This window comes from Parablautia sp. Marseille-Q6255 (assembly GCF_951230155.1).
In the GTDB taxonomy this organism is placed as follows: Bacteria; Bacillota; Clostridia; order Lachnospirales; family Lachnospiraceae; genus Choladousia.
The window spans coordinates 155,922-177,437 of the sequence record NZ_CATNVD010000001.1; the positions used below are offsets into that span (position 1 = coordinate 155,922).

Annotated in this window: 26 protein-coding genes; 11 read left to right on the forward strand and 15 right to left on the reverse strand. The window is 47.6% G+C overall.

Features of this window, described 5'->3' with window-relative positions:
- Positions 1–8: 8 nt before the first annotated feature.
- The 6 genes from obgE to QOX44_RS00845 all read left to right on the forward strand — a co-directional run bounded on the left by obgE (position 9) and on the right by QOX44_RS00845 (position 4,141).
- Positions 9–1,298 carry a GTPase ObgE gene (obgE, locus tag QOX44_RS00820; RefSeq protein ID WP_283680748.1) on the forward strand — a complete coding sequence of 430 codons (1,290 nt, stop codon included), beginning with the start codon at positions 9–11 and terminating at the stop codon, positions 1,296–1,298.
- 82 nt (positions 1,299–1,380) lie between these two features.
- A complete protein-coding gene (gene yhbY / locus QOX44_RS00825; RefSeq protein WP_283680749.1) occupies positions 1,381–1,689 on the forward strand; it encodes a ribosome assembly RNA-binding protein YhbY in 309 nt (102 codons plus the stop codon).
- A gap of 17 nt (positions 1,690–1,706) precedes the next feature.
- A complete protein-coding gene (gene nadD / locus QOX44_RS00830; protein WP_283680751.1) occupies positions 1,707–2,348 on the forward strand; it encodes a nicotinate-nucleotide adenylyltransferase in 642 nt (213 codons plus the stop codon).
- A 21-nt stretch (positions 2,349–2,369) separates the two neighbouring features.
- A complete protein-coding gene (gene yqeK / locus QOX44_RS00835) occupies positions 2,370–2,960 on the forward strand; it encodes a bis(5'-nucleosyl)-tetraphosphatase (symmetrical) YqeK (RefSeq protein WP_283680752.1) in 591 nt (196 codons plus the stop codon).
- A gap of 2 nt (positions 2,961–2,962) precedes the next feature.
- The gene (gene rsfS, locus QOX44_RS00840) at positions 2,963–3,322 is read left to right on the forward strand and encodes a ribosome silencing factor (RefSeq protein WP_283680753.1); all 360 of its coding nucleotides are present in this window, start codon (positions 2,963–2,965) and stop codon (positions 3,320–3,322) included.
- A gap of 15 nt (positions 3,323–3,337) precedes the next feature.
- Positions 3,338–4,141: an SseB family protein gene (locus QOX44_RS00845; protein ID WP_283680754.1), complete on the forward strand. Its 804-nt coding sequence runs from the start codon at positions 3,338–3,340 to the stop codon at positions 4,139–4,141.
- 193 nt (positions 4,142–4,334) lie between these two features.
- On the opposite strand, the gene lexA is transcribed toward QOX44_RS00845, so the two are convergent.
- Entirely contained in the window at positions 4,335–4,952 is a 618-nt protein-coding gene (gene lexA, locus QOX44_RS00850; protein ID WP_283680755.1) for a transcriptional repressor LexA, read from the reverse strand.
- 222 nt (positions 4,953–5,174) lie between these two features.
- Here lexA and QOX44_RS00855 point away from each other — a divergent pair, with 222 nt between their 5' ends.
- The 4 genes from QOX44_RS00855 to QOX44_RS00870 all read left to right on the forward strand — a co-directional run bounded on the left by QOX44_RS00855 (position 5,175) and on the right by QOX44_RS00870 (position 10,012).
- Positions 5,175–7,250 (forward strand): DUF1002 domain-containing protein, encoded by a 2,076-nt coding sequence (locus QOX44_RS00855; RefSeq protein ID WP_283680756.1) that lies wholly within the window; start codon positions 5,175–5,177, stop codon positions 7,248–7,250.
- A gap of 153 nt (positions 7,251–7,403) precedes the next feature.
- Complete coding sequence (locus QOX44_RS00860) at positions 7,404–8,045, forward strand: hypothetical protein (protein ID WP_283680757.1); 642 nt, start codon at positions 7,404–7,406, stop codon at positions 8,043–8,045.
- 122 nt (positions 8,046–8,167) lie between these two features.
- Complete coding sequence (locus QOX44_RS00865; RefSeq protein ID WP_283680758.1) at positions 8,168–9,223, forward strand: tyrosine-type recombinase/integrase; 1,056 nt, start codon at positions 8,168–8,170, stop codon at positions 9,221–9,223.
- A gap of 15 nt (positions 9,224–9,238) precedes the next feature.
- Positions 9,239–10,012, forward strand: a complete 774-nt coding sequence (locus tag QOX44_RS00870; protein ID WP_283680759.1) for a tRNA lysidine(34) synthetase — start codon at positions 9,239–9,241, stop codon at positions 10,010–10,012.
- Here QOX44_RS00870 and QOX44_RS00875 read toward each other — a convergent pair.
- From QOX44_RS00875 to QOX44_RS00905, 7 genes are all read right to left on the reverse strand, one after another.
- Positions 10,001–10,924, reverse strand: coding sequence for an RluA family pseudouridine synthase (locus QOX44_RS00875; RefSeq protein ID WP_283680760.1), 924 nt, complete (start codon positions 10,922–10,924; stop codon positions 10,001–10,003). The genes QOX44_RS00870 and QOX44_RS00875 overlap by 12 nt on opposite strands.
- Positions 10,925–11,023: 99 nt before the next feature.
- Complete coding sequence (lspA, locus tag QOX44_RS00880) at positions 11,024–11,551, reverse strand: signal peptidase II (protein WP_283680761.1); 528 nt, start codon at positions 11,549–11,551, stop codon at positions 11,024–11,026.
- Between the two features lie 3 nt (positions 11,552–11,554).
- Entirely contained in the window at positions 11,555–12,667 is a 1,113-nt protein-coding gene (gene aroB / locus QOX44_RS00885; protein WP_283680762.1) for a 3-dehydroquinate synthase, read from the reverse strand.
- A 24-nt stretch (positions 12,668–12,691) separates the two neighbouring features.
- Positions 12,692–13,480 carry a YlmH/Sll1252 family protein gene (locus QOX44_RS00890; protein WP_331488274.1) on the reverse strand — a complete coding sequence of 263 codons (789 nt, stop codon included), beginning with the start codon at positions 13,478–13,480 and terminating at the stop codon, positions 12,692–12,694.
- Positions 13,464–14,039, reverse strand: a complete 576-nt coding sequence (locus tag QOX44_RS00895) for a cell division protein SepF (protein WP_283680763.1) — start codon at positions 14,037–14,039, stop codon at positions 13,464–13,466. Before QOX44_RS00895 ends, QOX44_RS00890 begins: the two co-directional genes overlap by 17 nt.
- Before the next feature lie 20 nt (positions 14,040–14,059).
- Complete coding sequence (locus QOX44_RS00900) at positions 14,060–14,752, reverse strand: YggS family pyridoxal phosphate-dependent enzyme (protein WP_283680764.1); 693 nt, start codon at positions 14,750–14,752, stop codon at positions 14,060–14,062.
- A 22-nt stretch (positions 14,753–14,774) separates the two neighbouring features.
- Positions 14,775–16,139 (reverse strand): HlyD family efflux transporter periplasmic adaptor subunit, encoded by a 1,365-nt coding sequence (locus tag QOX44_RS00905; RefSeq protein ID WP_283680765.1) that lies wholly within the window; start codon positions 16,137–16,139, stop codon positions 14,775–14,777.
- A gap of 170 nt (positions 16,140–16,309) precedes the next feature.
- Between QOX44_RS00905 and QOX44_RS00910 the strand changes: the two genes are divergently transcribed.
- Positions 16,310–16,519, forward strand: a complete 210-nt coding sequence (locus QOX44_RS00910; protein WP_283680766.1) for a DUF378 domain-containing protein — start codon at positions 16,310–16,312, stop codon at positions 16,517–16,519.
- A gap of 89 nt (positions 16,520–16,608) precedes the next feature.
- On the opposite strand, the gene QOX44_RS00915 is transcribed toward QOX44_RS00910, so the two are convergent.
- The 7 genes from QOX44_RS00915 to QOX44_RS00945 form a co-directional block, all read right to left on the reverse strand.
- Positions 16,609–17,028 (reverse strand): twitching motility protein PilT, encoded by a 420-nt coding sequence (locus QOX44_RS00915; protein ID WP_283680767.1) that lies wholly within the window; start codon positions 17,026–17,028, stop codon positions 16,609–16,611.
- A 116-nt stretch (positions 17,029–17,144) separates the two neighbouring features.
- On the reverse strand, positions 17,145–18,227 hold the full coding sequence (locus tag QOX44_RS00920) for a D-alanyl-D-alanine carboxypeptidase family protein (RefSeq protein WP_283680768.1): 1,083 nt from the start codon (positions 18,225–18,227) through the stop codon (positions 17,145–17,147).
- Positions 18,211–18,606, reverse strand: coding sequence for a methylglyoxal synthase (locus QOX44_RS00925; protein WP_283680769.1), 396 nt, complete (start codon positions 18,604–18,606; stop codon positions 18,211–18,213). The genes QOX44_RS00920 and QOX44_RS00925 overlap by 17 nt, the downstream gene beginning before the upstream one ends.
- A 12-nt stretch (positions 18,607–18,618) precedes the next feature.
- Positions 18,619–19,719, reverse strand: coding sequence for an FtsW/RodA/SpoVE family cell cycle protein (locus QOX44_RS00930; RefSeq protein ID WP_283680770.1), 1,101 nt, complete (start codon positions 19,717–19,719; stop codon positions 18,619–18,621).
- Entirely contained in the window at positions 19,694–19,936 is a 243-nt protein-coding gene (locus tag QOX44_RS00935; RefSeq protein WP_283680771.1) for a cell division topological specificity factor MinE, read from the reverse strand. The genes QOX44_RS00930 and QOX44_RS00935 overlap by 26 nt, the downstream gene beginning before the upstream one ends.
- Positions 19,937–19,948: 12 nt before the next feature.
- The gene (gene minD, locus QOX44_RS00940) at positions 19,949–20,740 is read right to left on the reverse strand and encodes a septum site-determining protein MinD (RefSeq protein ID WP_283680772.1); all 792 of its coding nucleotides are present in this window, start codon (positions 20,738–20,740) and stop codon (positions 19,949–19,951) included.
- An 88-nt stretch (positions 20,741–20,828) separates the two neighbouring features.
- On the reverse strand, positions 20,829–21,506 hold the full coding sequence (locus QOX44_RS00945; protein ID WP_283680773.1) for a septum site-determining protein MinC: 678 nt from the start codon (positions 21,504–21,506) through the stop codon (positions 20,829–20,831).
- Positions 21,507–21,516: the final 10 nt, after the last annotated feature.

The window sequence follows — 21,516 nt, forward strand, 5'->3', positions numbered from 1 at the left end:
GTGACATTATGTTTGCAGACAGAGCGCGCATTATCATCCGGTCTGGAAAGGGCGGCGATGGACATGTCAGCTTCCGCAGAGAGCTTTTCGTGCCGGATGGCGGCCCGGACGGCGGTGATGGCGGAAAAGGCGGCGACGTGATTTTCGAGGTCGATGAAGGCTTAAATACACTGATTGACTACAGACACCGCAGAAAGTTTTCTGCACAGGACGGGCAGGAGGGCGGCAAACGCAGATGCCACGGCAGGAATGGAGAGGATATTGTTTTAAAGGTGCCGCAGGGTACGGTCATTAAGGAGGCGAAAAGCGGTCAGGTGATCGCCGATATGTCAGGAGACAACCGCCGCCAGGTCATCTTAAAGGGCGGGAGAGGCGGAAATGGAAATATGCATTACGCAACTTCTACTATGCAGGCACCCAAATATGCGCAGCCCGGACAGGAAGCCATAGAGCTTGAGGTACTCCTTGAATTAAAGGTGATCGCAGATGTCGGGCTGGTCGGATTCCCGAATGTAGGAAAATCGACCCTTCTTTCCCGCGTCACAAATGCGAATCCCAAGATCGCAAATTATCATTTTACAACACTTTCTCCAAATCTCGGAGTCGTGGATATGGAAGGCGGAGGCTTTGTGATCGCCGACATTCCAGGTCTTATCGAAGGTGCCTCAGAGGGCGTGGGACTCGGACATGAATTTTTACGCCACATTGAGCGTACAAAAGTGATGATCCATATCGTTGACGCAGCTTCTGTAGAAGGAAGGGACCCTGTTGACGATATCCATAAGATCAATGCGGAACTCGCCGCATACAACGAAGAGCTTGCAAAGCGGCCGCAGGTGATCGCCGCAAACAAGACTGATGCGATCTATGCAGAAGAAGAGGATCCGATCGCGCGTCTGCGCAGGGAATTTGAGCCGCAGGGCATTCCTGTCTTTGCGATCTCGGCAGTCACAGGCGCAGGAGTAAAAGAGCTTCTTTACCATGTACAAAAGATGCTGCGGGCGCTTCCGCAGGAGGCGACAGTATTCGAGCAGGAGTATGATCCTCAGCTGCATCTGCCGGGAGAAAATCTTCCGTTTACAGTAACAAAATCCTCCGAAGAAGAAAATACCTATCTTGTAGAGGGACCGCGTATTGAAAAAATGCTCGGATACACGAATCTGGAATCTGAAAAAGGCTTCCAGTTTTTCCAGAACTTCCTCAAAGATCAGGGGATTCTCGAACAGCTGGAGGCGCTTGGCATCCAGGATGGAGATACGGTCCGAATCTACGGACTTCAGTTTGACTACTACAAATAAACAAAACAGAATCTACGGCGCATTTAGTTTACATAATTTAATTATGTAAACTAAATGTTCTGCTTGAAAAATGGAGGAGATTATGACAAGCAAACAGCGTGCTTATTTAAAGAGTCTGGCTATGACTATGGAACCGATCTTTCAGATCGGAAAATCAAGTCTCACGCCAGAAAATACCCAGGCGATCGGCGAGGCGCTCGACGCAAGGGAGCTGATCAAGATCAGCGTGCTCCAAAACTGTATGGACGATCCCCATGAGCTGGCGCAGGTCGTGGCAGAGCGCACTCGTTCTCAGGTGGTGCAGGTCATCGGGAAAAAAATTGTCCTTTATAAAGAAGGCAAAGACAATAAGAAAAAAATTGAATTGCCTCAGAAAGCAAAAAAATCCTGATACAGAGGTGAATGGTCATGGAGGCAGACAGAAAGCTTCGCGTAGGAATCATGGGCGGCACATTTGATCCGATCCATCATGGACATCTGATTCTGGCTGAATGTGCATACGAGCAGTACCAGCTGGATCATATCCTTTTCCTGCCGTCCGGCAATCCTCCGCACAAGCAGTATCGTCCGGACGGCGCTTCGGGCCGCGACCGGATGAATATGGTTGCTCTGGCGATCGCGGATAATCCGCACTTTTCTCTGGAAGCAGATGAGATGGAGCGTTCCGGTTATACTTATACGTACGAAACACTGCAGGTGCTGCAGCACAACCATCCGGATACAGAGTATTTTTTTATCATTGGAGCGGATTCTCTGATGGCTTTTGATACCTGGAAATATCCGGAGATCATCTGCCGGTACTGTACGCTTCTGACTGCTGTCAGAGATGATCTTCCCTTTGACGCCATGCAGCGCAAAGCAGAAGAGCTCAAACGCAGCTACGGTGCAAAAATACTTTTTCTTGACAGCCCGGAGCTGGATATTTCATCGACCGCGCTGCGCAGCCGTTTCCGCAATAACCGCACACTGCGTTATTACGTACCGGACTGCGTGCTTGAGTATATCGAACAAAACGGCCTGTACAAAGATACACAGAACACAAAAGAATAGACCCTGGAAGGACGAAGCAGGATGGATGGATACAACATTTTAAAAATGCAGAAAAAACTGAAAAAATATATGGATGAAATGCGCTTTTGGCACACACTTGGCGTTATGTATACCGCCGCGTCTCTTGCCATGCGCTATGGAGAAGACATCGAGAAAGCTCAGGTTGCCGGGCTTCTCCACGATTGTGCCAAATGTATCCCAAATGAAAAAAAACTGAAGCTTTGCCGCCAGAATCATATCCCTGTCTCAGAAACTGAGCAAAACGCTCCCTTTTTACTGCACGCGCGGCTCGGAGCGTATATTGCCGCAAAAAAATATGATATAACTGATCCTGAAATTTTAAGCGCAATCGAATTTCATACAACAGGCAGGCCCCAGATGACTCTGCTGGAAAAAATCATCTTTACCGCGGACTACATCGAGCCAATGCGAAATAAGGCTGCCGGTCTGGATGCCATACGCCGTATGGCATTTGAAGATATTGACTGTGCTGTTTATACAATACTGAAAGATACTTTAACTTTTCTGGAAAAAGAAAAAACTTGTCTTGATAACCAGACGGTAATAGCATATAATTACTATAAAAAACTTATGGAAAAAACGGAGGTATGAGAATGGCAGAACATACAGCAAAAGAAATGGCACGGCTGGCGTACCATGCACTTGATGACAAAAAGGCTGTAGATATAAAACTGATCGATATTTCCGGGGTGTCCGTTCTGGCTGATTATTTCATTATCGCCTCCGGAACAAACCGCAGTCAGGTACAGGCTCTTGCTGATAATGTAGAAGAAACACTTCATAAAGCAGGCTATCCGGTAAAGCAGACGGAAGGCTACCATACTGCAAACTGGGTGCTGCTGGACTACGGCGATATTATTGTTCACGTCTTTGATTCAGAAAACAGGCTGTTTTATGATCTGGAGCGGATCTGGAGAGACGGAAAGAGCATCACACTGGAAGAATTATCATAAAACAGGAGAGAGATTATGACAGTAGATAAAACATTTTTGATCAAAAGCATCCAAAAAAGAGAAGAGATGATCGTGGCATACTGTGCATATACAAATATGCCGCTCGTTGTCTGTGATCCAGAAACCTTCAATGATCAGATTTTTATTTTTGATGACGAAAAGCTTCTTCAGGAGTTTGCCAAGTCCTATACAGAAAAGAAGATTCTGCTCAAAGGCATCAAATATCCGAACAAGGCTTTTCTTGGATTTTTCTCTATGCTCTATACGATCGGTGTGAATGAACTCGTATTTGTAAAAGAGTCCTCACGGGAATTTCTCGAACTGGAAGAGCTTGTAAAAAAGCCTGATTTCTCAGCGCTGCCAAGAGAGCAGCAGCCGCTGTCCAATCCGCAGCTGCAGCTGACCGGCCTTTATTTTATGCAGGAGGCTTCCCGCCCCGTACCAGTTCAGGAAAAGCCACAGATAAAAGATCTGGAAGAGGAGCTGGCTGCAAATCTTGTGAAATCCAGATATATCGTTCCGATCGAGCTGCTCGAAGGACCGGAATCTGATACCGAAAAGCTGAAAAACAGAAAGTATCGCCTGCCGATCCTCAAAAATAAAAATGATGAAATGATGCAGCCGATCTTTACCGATCCAAACGAGCTGGCAAAATTTAACCGCGAAAATAAATTTAAAGCGCTCGCAGTACCGTTTACAAATCTTCCGAAGCTTCTGGCAAAAGAATCCAAGGGCTATCTGCTTAATCCGGCAGGTTTCCATATCGCAATGCCAAGAGAGCTGCTGAGCGGTCTGGCAAAACGATTCGAGCTGTCCTGACAGACAGGATCCTATAACGCCCCTCTCAGGAAATAGGTGCAGCGCAGCATATTGATATGACAGAATAACAGCCCGGATCAGACTTCGTATCTGTGAATGCCCCAAAAAGGAGCAGTCCCGATACAGGTTTGATCCGGGCTGTTTTCCGTTTTTCAGTTCTTCCTGTGTACTGTGCGGTATCTGCCTTATGACCTTATGAAAAGAAACGGAACACGCCAAATACCTTTCCCAGAATCTGGCAGTCGTCCACAAGGATCGGATCCATCGTATCATTTTCCGGCTGAAGACGGATATGGCCCTTTTCTTTATAGAAAGTCTTGACTGTAGCAGAGTCGTCCACAAGTGCAACAACCATTTCACCATTATCTGCTGTGCACTGCTGCTTCACAAGTACGCAGTCGCCGTCCATGATCCCTGCATTGATCATGCTTTCCCCCTTTACACGAAGGATAAACGACTGCTCATTCGGCATATATTCTGCCGGGATAGGAAAGTAGCTGTCGATATTCTGCTGTGCAAGGATTGGCTGTCCGGCTGCGACTGTACCCACGACCGGCACATTTACCATCTCACGGCGTACCATATTGAACGAATCATCCAGGATCTCTATCGCGCGCGGCTTCGTCGGATCACGGCGGATATATCCGTTCTTTTCCAGTGATTCCAGATGAGAGTGAACAGAAGAGGTGGACTTCAGATTCACTGCCTGGCAGATCTCACGCACTGCCGGAGGAAATCCCCGCTCCAGTATCTCATTCTTTATATAATTCAGGATCTCTTCCTGCTTTGCCGTAATCCGTCTCTCTGACATAACGGTGTCCCTCCCGTACATATGTTTTTTTAAGTATATCATATGCCCCCGTAAAAAGCAAACAAATGTTTCTTTCTGCGATGTACCGGCTTTGTATCGATTGAGAAATCCGTTAAGAAAAGGTTAATAATTCCCTTCGTTTTGTTTTCTTGTTTTATTTTTCCTGCAGTGCTATAATTTTTCTAACAACTGAAGAACAGTTTGGGAAAGTGAGGAACGTATATGTACAGAAAAAGAAAATTAATCGCTGCACTCGTAAGTGCCGCATGTATAGCAGCTTCCATACCGACTGCTTCCGTGCTTGCAGACGGACAGAAAGTAGTAACACTTGGCGCCGATCTCTCAGAAGAGCAGAAGCAGGCGATCCTGCGTTACTTCGGAGTGGCTGGTCAGAACCTTCAGACTCTTACGATCACGAATCAGGATGAGCGCAATCATCTCGGTTCTTACGTGCCGCTGGAGCAGATCGGTACAAAAACATACAGCTGCGCGCTTGTCAGTCCGACAAACTCCGGAGGGATTCAGGTAAAGACGGCAAATCTTTCCTGGGTAACAAGCAACATGATCGCAGCCACCTTATCTACCTCGGGTGTTGTCAACTGTGATGTGCTGGCTGCCTCCCCGTTCGAGGTGTCCGGTACCGGCGCTCTGACCGGCATCCTGATGGCTTATGAGTCAGCAGTGGGTACGACGCTGGATGAGGAGAAAAAGGAGGTCGCTACACAGGAGCTGATCACCACAACGACTATTGCAAACAATATCGGTCCAATCGAAGCCACGGAGATCGTTAATGAGACAAAAACTCAGATCATCGAAGGAAATGTCGTAAGTGACAGTGATATTGATATCATTATCAATCAGGTGGCGCAGGAGCAGAATGTTTCTCTGACTGACGAGGATCGGGAGCTGCTCGCACAGCTGATGCAGCAGATCGCACAGCAGGAGTATGATTACGAAGAAATGAAAGAAACGCTTGACCGCATCGAGTCAAATATGCAGGAGCAGGAAGCGCAGCAGCAGACAGAAACTGCGATCGAGACACCGCTGATCGATGACCCGGCTGCACAGACAGAGGCACCGCAGTCCGAGACCGTCGATCCGGACAGTATTCTGATGAATACGGATGATTCTGCACTGGGAGACTCTGTTATCTTCGACGCTACGGATGATTCTGCTTTGACAGAAACAGAAGCGCCGTCTACAGAAGCACCGGCACAGTCAGAAGGGGACGCTGATTTTGACATTACATCTTCTGATTCCTACGGTGATGCTTCTTCTGAAACAGAGCCGCAGACACAGGCTGCATCAGATGAGACCGTCGATACAGAAGCGCCTGAGACGACTGCACCGACAGAAGGATCTGAAACAGATACCTCGGATACAACCATTCCGACAGAAGACACCGGAGACAGCAGTTTTGCTACCGAAGGAGCGATTCTTGATGGAGGAGCAGATATCACGGTTGAGCCCCAGACAGATACAACAGGCGACCTTCCTGCCTCTGGCGATGAGGGTATTCTTGACGGGGGCGCTGATATTATGGTAGAAGCCCAGACCGGTGCGGATGCCGGCGGTGAAACTGTTCTCACCTCCGAGGATATGATATTTGTACCAGTGACTTCCGAAGAAAACAGCTTTGAGACATATCCGGCAGGCATCAGTCAGCTTACTGTTTTCTTTAAAAACAAGGATATTGTAGCCGGAGCAGGCTCTGTGATCCTCAGCCACCAGGATGGCTCTGTCGCTGAGACAATCTCTACTGCAGATACCGGGAAGGCTGTGTTTGCCCCGATGACAGAAGAGGAGCTTCTCGAAAAAGGCTGGGAGCAGGGAACAAAAGCAACACTTTTCCTTGATACTGCGCTTGCAGCAAATTCCGGCTACTATATCACTTTGTCCGCAGACGCCTTTGCTTCATCGGATGGAACTATGCACTCTGAGGAGATTGCAGACAGTACCGTATGGACGATTCAGACCGCAGAATGCGGGATCAGTCTGGATCCTTCGCAGACCTCTGTTACCGCACAGTACACAGGAGCAGAAGAGCTCCTGATATCCGGGATCACCGCCGGCACACCCGTTTCAGGACAGATCATAATGGAGGGCACAGAGGCAGTCTATGCAGCTATTGAAAATGCTGATCCTGCCATGGTTTCCTTTGACACAACGGAATTTTCCGCAGCAGGCGCTTTTCAGGCAGCCTTTCCGACAGCAGGCGAAACCAGCTTCCAGGTGACTTTCTATGACGCTGCCCAGACACCGCTGAAAACGATCCAAGTGACAGCTGAAATCCTTTAACCTCACACGACCGGGGCCAAAACGGCCACCATAAAACCGGACTTTAAAGAACCGTCATTCCTTTCAAATAGTTGTATTTGAATATGGCTTTGGCGGTTCTTTTATGATATATTAAAAAAGAAAATCTAAAACATCAGAAGGGAGCAGAAGTATATGAGGAAAAATACTTTTCAAAAAAGCGGCTGGAAACGGTCTGCGATACAGATCCTGCTGTTTTGTATGGTACTAAGCTGCGCATTTTTCACACAGAGCGTTACCTCAAATGCAGCCTCGCAAAAAACAAAAGCACTGAAGGAATACCAGCGCCTGCTCAGTCAGAAAAAATTAAAATGGAATAGCAGGCAGAAGGTTCGATCCTCAAAGCTTAAGTTTTCTTTGATCTATGTTGATAAAGATTCTGTGCCGGAGCTTTTTATTGATGGTACTGCGGCAGGAACCGGACATGTTTCCGGAGGCTACAAGCTGTATACATACCGCAATGGAAAGCTGTACGACGTCGGCACTTATCGGGATTCCTTTGGTTATTATAAGAAAACAGGGGTGTTTGTGACAAAGACTTATCTGCACGGCGAATACCAGGCATATCATAAGCTGGCAAAAGGAACGGATCATATAAAGCTGCGTTCTGAAAAGTATTACACAACACAGTGCTTTGATGAAAATGGAAACACGATCAGCAAAGCAGCATTTAAAAAGCAAGTAAAGAAGCTGACCAGAAAGAAAAAAGTGTCGGTTCCTGTATGCTATAAAAACACAGCTGCAAACAGAACAAAACAGTTGCAAAAAGGGAAATAGATGTGGTAAGATAGGTAATAGATATCTATTCGCGAAACACATGTTTTTCGAATAGATTGTTGCCTTTTTATATATTTACCAATTATTCTATTATTATTGAAAGGATTCCGATAACGCTCACTATGGACAAAACAGTTTCTTATCAGGAACAGATCAACACGGAAAATGTCCTGAAGCTCCGCGAGGTGCTGAAAACGCTTCCTCCGTTTGCAAAAGACTATTTCCGGGCGATCGAGCCTACCACAAGCACACGGACGAGAATTTCCTATGCCTATGATATACGGATTTTCTTCCAGTTTCTTGTGACCGAAAATCCTGCATTCAAAAATAAAAAGCTCACGGATCTCACGGTGGATGTCCTTGACTGCATGCAGGCTGTTGATATTGAAGAATATCAGGAATATCTGAAAGTATACCGCAGCGACGATAAAATGCTCACAAACGGCGAACGCGGTTTAAAACGCAAAATGTCTGCTCTGCGCAGCTTTTATGCCTATTTTTATAAGCGGGAAATGATCCGGACAAATCCGACGCTGCTCGTCGACATGCCAAAGCTGCATGACAAAGCGATCGTACGGCTGGATCCCGATGAGACTGCCGGACTGCTTGACTACATCGAACACTGCGGCGATCATCTGACCGGCCAGAAAAAAGTCTACTACGAAAAAACACGCCTGAGAGATCTGGCGATCGTCACACTGCTGCTTGGGACCGGTATCCGAGTCTCGGAGTGTGTCGGACTGGATATATCAGATGTGGACTTTAAAAATGGCGGTATCCGCGTAGTCCGCAAGGGCGGCTCTGAGATGATCGTATACTTTGGTGAAGAAGTCGAAAAGGCTCTGCTCGATTATCTCGAGGTGCGCAGTACGATCACGCCGGTTCCAGGCCAGGAAAATGCACTCTTCTATTCCAGCCAGCGCAGAAGGATAGGCGTAAAAGCGGTCGAAAATATGGTAAAAAAATATGCCTCCGCAGTGACTACGGCAAAAAAGATCACACCGCATAAGCTGCGCAGTACCTTTGGCACAAGCCTTTATAAAGAAACCGGGGATATTTATCTCGTTGCCGATGTACTTGGACATAAAGATGTAAATACAACAAGAAAACATTACGCTGCCATGGATGAGGACAGGCGCAGGCGCGCTGCCTCTGCCGTAAAGCTGCGTGAAAGCTGAAAGGACAATACCTGCATGAAATTACAGAAATTAATGAGTCTTACCAGAAAAGCAGTCGATGAATTTTCCATGATACAGCCTCAGGACAAAATTGCCGTAGGCATTTCCGGAGGAAAAGACAGTCTGACACTGCTCTATGCGCTCTGCGGCCTCAGACGCTTCTATCCGAACCCTTTTACGATCGAGGCTATTACAGTAAGCCTGGGCTTTGACGGATTCGATCTCGCGCCGATTAAAGCGCTCTGCGACCAACTGGAGGTTTCGTATACGGTGGTGGAGACAGAGATCGGAAAGATCATCTTTGAAGACAGAAAAGAAGAAAATCCCTGCTCGCTGTGTGCAAAAATGCGCAAAGGCGCCTTTAATGAAGCTGCAAAACGACTGGGATGCAATAAGATCGCCTACGCCCATCACAAGGATGATGTTGTGGAGACACTTCTGATGTCCCTGATACTGGAAGGACGCATCCATACCTTCGCGCCAGTCACGTATCTGGACCGGATGGATCTGACTCTGATCCGCCCGCTGATCTACGTGGATGAAGCGGATGTGAAGGGCTTTATGAATAAATATGAACTCCCTGTCGTGAAAAATCCATGCCCGGCAGACGGATTTACACAGCGGGAATACGCAAAAAATCTGCTTGCAGCACTCGGCCGCGAACATTCCGGCACAAAAGAACGCATGTTTACAGCGATCTTAAACGGCAATCTTCCATCCTGGAGCGACCGTGTACCGAAAAAGTGCCGCACAAAGGATGAGAAAAAAGCGGACCAGTCAAACACATGATTGCAGACTTTTCAGTAAATGCTCAAAATACTCTGGCAGCGGCGCTTCAAATTCCATATACTCCTGCGTGCGCGGATGTATAAATCCGATCGTCATGGCATGAAGCGTCTGTCCCTGGAGATTCTTAAACGGACACCTGGCCGGACCGTAAACATCATCTCCGAGGATCGGATGTCCGATGCTTTTCATATGTACCCGGATCTGGTGGGTGCGCCCTGTTTCAAGGCTGCATTCTATATATGTAAACCTGTCAAACGTCTGAAGGATGCGGTAATGCGTTACGGCATCCTTTCCATTTGGAACATTGACCGCCATTTCCTTGCGGTGCAGCGGATGCCTGCCGATCGTTGTATGCACAGTGCCGTCCTCCTTCAATCTTCCATGTACGATCGCGCGATATTTCCGCGTGATCGAATGAACGGCAAGCTGATCGGCAATTGCCTGATGAGCCGCATCATTTTTACATACGATCAGCGATCCTGTCGTATTTTGGTCGATGCGGTGTACGATACCTGGCCGAAGCACGCCATTGATCCCCGAGAGACTGTCATGACAATGATACAGCAGCGCATTGACCAGCGTCCCGCTGTAATGTCCTGCCGCCGGATGCACCACCATCCCCTTTGGCTTATTGACAATGATCAGATCCTCATCCTCGTAAAGAATATCCAGAGGTATATTCTCCGGTTCTACAGAAAGTTCTTCCAATTCCGGGAAATCAATCTGTACGATTGCTCCCTCTCCTGCTTTTAAGCTTGCCTTCGCAGGCTTTCCGTCTACCTTTACGCATCCGTTTCGTATCAGATTCTGCAAATAGGAACGGGTAAGCTGCGGGAACGCATCCGCGAGAAGCCGATCAAGGCGCTTTTTGCTTCCTGCTGCATCTATTTTCATTTCTTCTCTTCTTTCCATCCCGATACCTGCCCTTTCCAATCCCTTCGCCCGGCCTTAGCTCCTTTTTCCCTTCTTATCCTATATCTGTCCGGCTCTTTTCGTAGCGCTTTTCTGTCCCTACCTGTCTTTTTCTGTATACGCATTCTTCCGGGGAAACAGAAATTCAAACTCCTCTTTGCGGTACACGGTAAAAATCGAAACAATCGCCAGAGCCGCGCCGATACACACGTAGCAGTCTGCAATATTAAATACCGGGAAATCGATCAAAGAGACGTAAAGAAAATCGATCACAAATGCGTGCAGCATCCGGTCGATCATATTGCCGGCTGCTCCTGCCACAACCAGGATACAGATCACCCGCATCAGTGTATAATGATGAGCTTCCGGAAGGCGGATATATATATAGGCCGCCGCCGCGCACATCAGCGCTGCGACCAGGATAAAAAATCCCTTCCGGTCTGCAAGCATCCCGAATGCCGCCCCGCGGTTTTCGAGATAAAAAAACTCAAAAACACCGGGAATGACCGATACACTTCCAACGGGTGCAAGATACGTTTTCGCACAATATTTTGTAAGCTGGTCGATCGCCAGGAGAACGGCCGTCAGGACGGCTCCCCATACCAGCAGGCTGTGTCTCTTTTTCATGGATCAATCCCTTTCTGCGTTGAGCGCATCCACTGCCTCCAGCATTTCCTTTTCCGTCACATCAGTCGCAATATATGCGCGTCCCAGCTTTTTCAGCAGGATAAAGCGGATTTGTCCGCCATCCATTTTTTTATCCTTTCTGGTCGCATCCACAACTGCCTGTGAGGATAAGCCGTCAAACGAGATAGGCAGCCCAAAACCCACATTCATGTCACGGATCTCATAGAACTCATCCTCATCGAGCATCCCGCGCTGCCATGAAATATATGCTGCCGCAACAGTGCCAAGCGCCACACATTCGCCGTGCAGCAGCTGAAAATCTTTTAGCTTTTCAATCGCATGACCAATCGTATGACCGAAGTTTAAAAGCGCCCGTTCTCCTTTTTCTGTCGGATCCTTTTCCACGATATACTGCTTCAGCTGGCAGCAGCGCGTGATCATCGCCGCAAGAACCTCCGGTTCCCGCTCCTCAATCTCTGACATATGATCGATCGTCCACTCATAGAAATCCGCATCCAGACTGATCCCGTACTTGAGCAGCTCTCCCATCCCGCTTGCAAACTGATCTTCTGGAAGCGTCTGCAGAGCCTCTGTATTTATATATACCAGAGAAGGCTGATGGAACGCTCCTACCATATTTTTGTACTGATCAAAATCCACTCCCGTCTTTCCGCCTATGCTGCTGTCGATCTGTGCCAGCAGAGTCGTTGGTATCTGCACAAAACGGATACCTCTCAGATACGTTGCCGCTGCATAGCCTGTCAGATCTCCGACCACGCCTCCGCCGAGTGCGACCAGATAATCCTGGCGGTCAAAACCACAGGTGATCAGCTTCTCATACAGCCCGCGCACCACATCAAGTGTCTTACTGCTTTCTCCCGCCTCAAATTCATAGACCTCAAGCCTGGATGCCACTGGTCTGATCTGTTCCTTCACAGCGTCCAGATAATACGACGATACGTTAGAATCCGTCACAATACACAGGCGGCGGCCGCTGCATCCAAGATCCGTAAGCGCTGCGCCAAGCGCATCAAAAGAACCGCGAAGCAGCAGATCATACGGCTCATTCCCCGCTGTCCTGACTGTGATTTTTGATTCCGGAGCAAACTTCCTCATACTGTCCTTCCTTTCTAAACTGCACTATATGTATGTTTCTATTTCGATCATATGTCTTCCCTTTTTTGTCCCGCCAAGCTCACCAATATACCGAAACCGGCCAAATCCGCGCACGGAGATAATGTCCTGCTCTTTCAGGCTGTACGCATTCGTTGTGATCAGCTTTCCGTTCACAAAAACAGACCCGTCCGCGATCAGTGATAAAAGGCTGCTCCTTGACGACTGAAAAGCAAGCGCCATCACTGCGTCAAGCCGTACCGACGCAACACTTCCCCGGATCGACTTTGTTTCGGGCGTATAAGTAAACTCCTGCAGATCACAGACTGTACAATCGACCACCGTATGCCGGATCTTCGTAAGCTCTGTACAGATCAGGCCGGCAAGCGGCGTACTGCAAAACAGATACGCTTCATCCTTGCATACCGCAATATCCCCTGTCTTTGACCGGTCGATGCCAAGATGCATTAAGGCGCCGAGAATATCCCGGTGCGACAGCCTGTCCGCAAATTTTATGTTGCGCGGAAGTATATGAATACAGGAAATTGGATAAGAAATGCTGTCAGAGTCGCGGGGTATATAAAAAGCATCAGGTATAAATGCTGCAATCTGACGCTCTGCTCCCTCATAACCGCCAAAAGTTTCCCCTTTGATCCAGGAAAACTTTTGTAAGGTCTGATGTAAAATATTCTGTTCATTCAGATTCAGGAAATCTGTAAACGTCACAATCCCTCTTCTCTGCGCTGTGTCAGCCAGCTCCCTGATCCGTTTTGATAATAGTACTTCTTCACCTGTCATCTTAAAATCTCGTCCCAAACGTCGGCACCTCAAACGCGCCGCTTAATATCTCCTGAAAATCGCCGGAAATATCAACGCTCTCCGGTGTGATGATAAAAATATAATTGCTGATCTTCTGGAGGTTTCCATGGATCGCGTAGCAAGAGCCTGATGCAAAATCAATAATGCGCTGCGCAATATCAAGGTCAAGCCCTTCCATATTCAGTACAACCGTGCACTCCTCAAGCAGCGTCTCCGTAATCTCTCTGGCGTCCTCCATGCTCTTTGGACGGATCACACACACCTCCATGCCGGTTCCGCCTGCGGTGCGCTTCGGGCGCATCGGAGAAATCTTTGCACTTTTTGTCGGCTTTGCTTTAGGCTTTGCAGCCAGCGCAGCCGTCTCCTGCGCCGCGGCAGCCTGCTGCTGCGGACTGTCATCGTAATCATCATCATATGATTTGCTCAGAAGACGCTTCTTCGGGCGCTCCTCCTCATAATCATCGTAGTTATCATATTCATCATCAAGGTAATCGTCATCGAACCCTTCATCATCATTCATTTTCATTGCGTTTAAAAACTTGTCAAGTACACCCATACTAATAATCTCCCATCTTTTTAATGGTTGTAGTCTCTCTCACCGAAGATCCCGGTCCCGACGCGAATCATCGTGGCGCCTTCTTCTACTGCCACCTCGTAGTCCCCGGTCATCCCCATGCTGAGATCACACATATTCACATTATCAATGTTTTTTGCTTTTATGTCAACAGATAATTTCCTTAATCTTTGGAAATACACTCTGTTTTCTTCTGGTTTCTCCGTAAACGGAGCAATCGTCATCAATCCCTGTACCCGTATATTTGCAAGCGTACTGATCTGCCGGATCAGCATCTCCGCCTCTTCCGGCGCTACCCCGTCTTTTGACGCTTCTCCTGCTACATTAACCTCAACAAGCACCGGCATCACCACATCATGCCTGCGCGCCTCCTCGTCAACAGCCTGTGCAAGACGCAGAGAATCTACCGAATGTATCATACATACCCGGTCAATGATATACTTGATCTTGTTTCTCTGCAGATGCCCGATCATATGCCATCTGATATCTCCGGGAAGCTGCGGATATTTATCCCTGATCTCCTGAGGACGGTTTTCCCCAAAAGTACGGATCCCCCAGTCATACGCCTCGCGGATCATCTCCACCGGCTTTGTCTTACTCACTGCGATCAGCTCTACCTCGCTGCGGCTTCGTCCGCTGCGCTCACACGCTGCACAGATCCGACGCTCTACATCTGCAAGATTTTCTTTTATCATACAAAATACTCCTTTCCCTGCGCTAATACACAATCTGATCCTCTGTCACCTGCGCTGCATCAAGAACAATAAAATCATAAGCTGAAAGGCTGTATGTATTATTGCTCTCAACGATACAGTATTCCTCATTTTCGTCAATAACGGTAATCTCCCGGAAAACGGCATAGCCTTTGTTGATATTATAGACGCCGTGCAGTGTCACAAGATCCTTTTCCTGTACCTGCATCCGTTTCGCAGAATCCTCGAGCTGGATGTAGTCTCCTTCCGAGAGCACATTCCGGTCGATCAGATAATAGCCCTCCTGATACTGATATACATTTGCTGTCACGTATTTTACAGATGACGCCCCATCCTCGCCAAAATGCTCCACCTTCAGCACAACTTCCTGATCGGTATCCTCATTTTTGATCACATACTCCTCCGGTATTTTATAAAATGTCCGTTCTACGATCGCTGACGATGGGATCTTCAGTCCTTCCTTTTTATTCAGGAGAAGCTCGATCTCAAGAAAACGGTCATCTACGTAGCGCACCAGAGAGCTGTTGAGAGAGATTTTTCCAAACACCTCGTCTCCGTTTTGGATGACCGAAAACGGCGCGGTAAAGGTTTCATTGTCCTTAAGGAAACGGAACCGGATCTTTTCCATATCTGCAAGCTCCGTCAGAAGCTTCTCATCGACCGGAAAATAGACCGCCCATGCCTCCTTTGTGACAAGCTTAAAAAGCGGCTCTCCTGCCTTTACCTTCGCTCGGCTGCGCAGATTGTCCGGATTGTACCCGGACTGTGAAAACATATCCTGCGTAAGCTGATCCTCTGTGACATCCTCAAATCCGTCAATACTGTAAAGGACAAACCCGGATTCCGGCGCAAAGCACTGATTGTGTACACTGACATAATCAGACGAGTTCTCTTCGATCGCTTCGGCGATACGTCCCTCTACGCTCGCCTTCAGATCATATGCTGTCTGGAATGCACTTCCTGAATAATTGATCGTAAAATTCGAGATAATATCCTGGATCCGTTTTGCGTCCTCTGCTTCCAGACTGAAATCTGTGATCGCAGCAGTCTCCTTGGAACCGCTCTCATTGACTGCGCAGACTGCATTGCCCGCAGGTGTTCTGCTCCCTTCCCGCTCAAAATACCGCACGCTGCCCGACTGAGTGGCAGTCACGATCTCCTCTGTGCGAAGTGCCAGCGCATGGTATCTGTAATTTCCCGTGATCGCTCCCTTCATCACTTCATAAGCGGTGACATGCGTCTCTGTCAGATACATAAACAGGGAAATTATCATATAAATAAAAATTGTGCCAAATAACAGCGTACCTATATTAAAGAAAGAATGTCTTCTATATTTTGTTATCTTATTTTTTCCCGCGCGTCTGCCCAAGTAAGCTTCCTCCCAAAACAACAGAACAAGTTTTTTCTATTACAAAAAAACTCTTACCCGTTATTTTACCATGTTAAGAGTTATGATACAACCATTGTTTTGAACAAAAGTTTTGAATAAAAACCGTTTTTATGGGAAAGCTAACGATAATTCAAAAAGGAGGGAACTGTATGAGCAAGGGAATTGACTATACGGCACTTACACTTGTGATCATCGGAGCAGTCAACTGGGGACTGATCGGTATCTTCAAGCTTGATCTTGTCAACCTCATATTTGGAAATATGACATGGATCTCCCGGATCATTTATACTCTGGTCGGACTGTCCGGCGTGTATCTTCTCAGTCTGTACGGAAGAGTAACTGCTATGGGGAGAGACTGAAAAGCGTACGACAACAAAACGCCTGCTGCAGACTTCTGCAAAACAGGCGTTTTGTATTACACTTTATGTTTTCTATGTAACGATGTATTTTATAATTCCGCAATAATATTTTCTTTAAATCTGCCATCAACCACGCCCGGAGCTACGGATATGCTGATCACAAATGTAACCTGGAACTTCTCGCCGATCTGTGCCAGCTTATCTAACAGTCCATTCAGATCTGCTTCACTTACCTGGGATATTTTGAGAAAACTGTCGAGGTACATCTGCTCAAGGTCATGATCCTGAGAAAGAATACCATAGATGAAACCGGTAAATTCGTCTGTTGACTGAAGCTCGAAAGATGAGACATCGATGAGGCGAACCTTATTGTTCAGTTCGTACATATGCTTTGTGCTCTTATCAAGATAAACGATGCTTCCATGAGCTTCCTTAACTTCGGAATTTACCTTATCCAGTAAAATCTTCGTCTTGCCTTTTCCTTTTTCGCCTAAAATTAACTGTATCATGGTGATCTCCTCCTTTAGTAGCGGATATATATTCATATTGCAATTATAGTATATTTACACAGAAATTACAACACTAAAATAAATTTTTTATACTATTTACACACAAAAGTCACAAATCATGCGTCAATCAGTGATAAAAGCTCTGTCATTTCTGTATATAGCGTATCCTTTGTCTCTGAATGGAGGATCACGGATATATACGGATTGCCATACAGGTCCTTTGCAAGAAGCGTCAGACACGCTCCCGCATCATCTGTTGTCCCTGTCTTACCGCCATATACTACAACCTGCTCCGGCGCCTGTGCGCTGCCCAGCAGATAGTGGTTTGTCGACTCCCAGGTCACAGCTACGGCTGAACCATCTGTCCTTGTATATTCTGCATAGTAGTTCTTTCTGCTGATAATATCCTGAAAAATATCGTATTTGAGCGCTTCATTCATCATCAGATAAATATCATAAACGGTCGTGTAATGATCCGGGTCCGTCAGTCCGTGCGGATTCGTAAAATGAGTCCCTGTCGCGCCGATCGCGCGCGCCTCCTCATTCATCATGGCGACAAAATTGTCAACGGAGCCGCCGACATGCTCTGCGATCATCATGGATGCGTCATTTCCAGATGCGATCATCATTCCATATAAAAGCTGACGCAGGGAAAGCACATCTCCTTCTTTTATATCACAGACAGATGAGCCATACTCAATGTCCCTGACAATCGGAGTGACTGTGACGACATCATCGAGATTTCCGTATTTGAGCGTCACGAGCGCTGTCATGACCTTCGTAATACTTGCCGGGGAACGTCTGGAAAAAATATCCTTTGCATACACCGTCCGCTGGCCTTCCACATCAAAAAGTCCCGCTGCATAGGAAGCCAGCGCTGCACGCTCTGTATTGACATCACCGTCTGCCACACACAGCTCTCCCGCAAAGGGCTGCGCCGTATTCCCGCCTGCAACAGTAGTGCCGACTCCAAATACAGGGTCAGACTGATCATAGGTCTGTGTCAGCGTATAGTCGTGTGACCGCACTACAAAATAATATACCGCAAATCCCATGACAGCAACCAGCAGGATAAGCGCCGCCGCCGCTGCCGCAAGCCTTCGGTTTCTCTGTATCTCCCGGCGCTCCCGCTCCTGGATCCGCGCCCATTCACGCTGTGTATACGCCGAACGTCCCTCTTGTCTATCTGTACATCTCACGCCACTCAAGGTCTCCTCTTTCTAATGATTTCAAAAGCATTTCTGCAGAAGCGATATTTGTCGCGATCGGAACATTGTGTATATCGCACAGACGGATCGCCTTGTTGATATCCGGCTGGTTCATCCGCCGCTCCTGCGGATCACGGAAAAAGATCATAAGGTCGATCTGATTCTGTTCGATCAGACTTCCTATCTGCTCCTCTCCTCCGATATGTCCGGCAAGCAGCTTGTGGACATTCAGTCCCGTCGCTTCTTCGATCAGTCTTCCTGTCGTCCCGGTCGCATACAGATTATGGCGCAGAAGGATGCTCCGGTAAGCGATACACAGGTTCTGCATCAGTTTTTTCTTTGCGTCGTGCGCAATAAATGCTACATTCATAATCGTACCCCCTTAGTATTTTCTTGTCTGCAGTCCTACATTAAGCACCAGACCGATCCCTATGCAAAAGCTCCAAAGGGAGGAAAGCCCGTAGCTGACGAACGGCAGCGTGATACCCGTATTTGGCAACAGTCCTGTTGCCACCGAAATATTAACAAAACTCTGGAAAAATATCAGCGCTGCCATCCCCGTCGCGACCAGTGTCCCGGAGAGTACCTTCGCCCTCCTTCCGATCAGAAGACATTCCAGTGCGATCAAAAACTCCAGCAGTATAATAATGCAGCAGCCAATAAATCCCAGCTCCTCTCCTGCCACAGCAAAAATAAAGTCTGTCTGCGGCTCCGGAATAAAATTACCATTCTTTACAGACGCCACATCATCATTATTCAGTCCTTTTCCATAGAGCTGTCCGGATCCGACTGCGCTGATGGAGTTTTGCTGCTGGTAAGCATCCTGCGGATATTCCTCCGGCCACAGCCATGCATAGATTCGAGTAAGCTGGTAATTCTGCGGACCATCCGGAGACGGCTGTATGATAATACTCATAAAAATGACTGCCACCGGTATGCACACGATCAGAATACCTGCCACAATCTTATAACTGAGCCCTGCCATAAAAATGATCACGCAGAACACAAGCGCTGTCACGATGGTCGTTGAAAGATCCGGCTCCTTCAGGATCAGCACAAGTAAAATACCTGCCAGGACAACCGAAAACAGAATCGTTTTCAGCTTGTTGATCCGCTCCTCATGTACTTCAAAAAACTTTGCAAAGAAAAGGATCAGCATGATTTTTACAATATCAGACGGCTGAAACTGAAAGCCTATGTTGATCCAGCGCTGTGCTCCATTTACTTCTACACCGACTAACAGAACTGCCACAAGCAATCCTGCCGCTACGACATAGATGATCCAGTAAAAATTAAGGATCCATGTATAATCAAACAGGGAAACGATCACCATGATGATCACACCTGAGATCAGTCCCATTGTCTGCTTGAACTGAAAATCATTGTTCGCACTTCCGATGATCAGTATTCCGAGTGTGGCCAGAGCTACGACCCATATGATCAGACGAAATCGGTAATCACTTAATTTGTATTGTCTTAACATCCTGTACTCCTTGTCTGGCTGTGCAGACTATATCCATTCGTATTTCAAAAACATCTTTTTCGAGATTCAGGTACTTTGAAAGAATTTCCAGAACTTCTTTTTTCATCTGGCAGAATTCATCCTGATTGCAGGATAACCGGTCAGAAGCAACCAGAAGCTTTGCTCTTGCTTTGGCGATCTTCCCCGATGTATTCAGACAATTCTTTCGATGCGCCACCTCACAGCCTCCTTATTTCTTTTTGAAAATAGACGCTACCCTGTGAAATAAGGAAGTGCCCTGCTCCAGATCGATCAGAGGCACCGTCTCACCCAGGATCCGGCGCGCAATGTTCAGATACGCACAGCCTGCCTGCGAGTCGCTGCCTACTACCGGCTCTCCATGATTGGTAGCGATCACCACGCTCTCTTCATCCGGTATGACTCCCAGCAGATTGACTGCCAGGATATCTACCACATCCTGCGCTGACATCATCTCTCCTCTGCGCACCATATCTCCCCGCAGACGATTGACGATAAGATCCGGTTTTTTTATGCCGCCCGCTTCCAGAAGACCGATGATGCGGTCCGCATCACGGATCGCGGATACCTCCGGTGTCGTCACGACGACTGCTCTTGACGCAGGAGCGACTGCATTGCGAAAGCCCTGTTCGATCCCTGCCGGACAATCCAGCAGGATAAAGTCAAAAATCTGGGAAAGTCCGTCCACAAGCTTGATCATCTGCTCCGGTGTGACAGCGCTCTTATCCCTCGTCTGCGCCGACGGAAGCAGATACAGGTTCGGATAATGCTTATCCCGGATCAGTGCCTGCTTGATCCTGCAGTTTCCCTCGATCACATCAACCAGATTATAAATAATACGGTTTTCAAGCCCCATTACGACATCCAGATTCCGAAGCCCGATGTCTGTATCGACCAGTACGACTTTTTTATTGAGGCGCGCAAGCGCTGCCCCGATATTTGCGGTAGAGGTTGTTTTCCCGACACCGCCCTTTCCTGATGTGACTACAATAACTTCGCTCATATTTCTTTCCTCCAATTCTCATATCTGCCTTCCTGTCCTGACTTATCCTTTGTGCCTTACCGGTATAGGAAATACGGAGGATTCCCTGTTATGCCAGATACTCGCCGAGTGTCTCTGTTGAGATCGGTTTGATCTGCAAATGTCCGTCTTTAATAAAAATGATTCTGGGATCGATCGGATAATCGCCGGTATCCGTTTTTTTTATGATCGCGCTCCTTGCCATTTTATCTGCGATGCGCACCTGCATGGGCTTCATCGTGAGCGCTGCGGCAAAACAGCCTGCGTTTCCGGATGCCCCGGCATAGATATTTCCCATGCAGCAGCCCAGGACCACAATGTTTCCTTTTGAAATCACCTGGGCGCCGGGGTTGACATCCCCGATGATCACGATACTGGATTCTGTCTCCAGTATCTGACCTGACCGCAGCGTCCCGCGGTAAAACTGCCCGTCCTCCTCTTTTTGCTTTTGGGCTGCATGCGTGACTGCTTTTTTGTAGTATTCTGCCGTTTCCTGGTCTTCATCTACAATACAGATCACATAAATCCCAGAATTCTGTACAATTTCTTCCAGAAGCTGCTGCTCCTGCTCTTTTGTAAGGACTCTGCCCCGGAAGGTAAGCGCCAGCGTCGCATTCTTAAAAAATCCTGCAGACCGCCGGAACTTATCCGCAACTGCCAGCCGCAGCTCTTCAAAGGGCAGCTCCGGGTCAAGATTCAGAACCAGTCCGTATGGATTGCTCTTTATAATGACTGCGCTGCGTCCCATGTCCTCTTCC